Here is a 592-nt window from a genome sequence, read left to right on the forward strand (position 1 = left end):
CACAGCGCGACAACCGCCGGACCTCGGGTTCGCCGTCACGTACGAATCGTGGTGCGGCGGTACGCAAACCCAAACCCTTGCCCGGCACTAAGAATCCGCGCGCATTCACGCGAGCCGATCTGGATCAGGCAATCGCGCAGGTCGCGCAGCAGTCGAAGACGCCTTCAACACCTGGCCAGCGGTCTGCTCGCACTCGCTGAACGGTCTGACACGCCCCTGTCTGATCAAGGCCGTCCTTCGACACTACGTGGATTCAAACCGTTGAAGACAGAGTAAATCACACATCAAAAACACGACATCTGTATTTAGCCGGCGCTACGACATTTCAAAATGGCTTTGACATTTTAATCTCACCTAGAACGCCTCTGCTTAACCGTGCGCTTGCAAAAGGGGGTGGACCGCGTAATATGTAGCACAGTTGTGACACTTTGCGAGGTCAATATGTCTACCACTACGCTTCGTCTGCCGCCTGACCTTCGCGACCGCGTCTCAAAACTCGCGGAAGAGTCTGGGACGACGGCGCACAGCTTCATGTTGGAAGCGATCGCGGAAAGGGTTGCCAACGAGGAATTGCGGCGCGGATTTCTCAACG

1 pseudogene is annotated in these 592 nt (G+C 56.2%); it reads left to right on the top strand.

Annotated elements, in window-relative coordinates:
• A pseudogene (locus AWB68_RS50695) lies at positions 1–200 on the top strand (ISNCY family transposase); the annotation flags it as partial.
• Positions 201–592 lie beyond the last annotated feature (392 nt).

The organism is Caballeronia choica (assembly GCF_001544535.1).
Lineage (GTDB): Bacteria > Pseudomonadota > Gammaproteobacteria > Burkholderiales > Burkholderiaceae > Caballeronia > Caballeronia choica.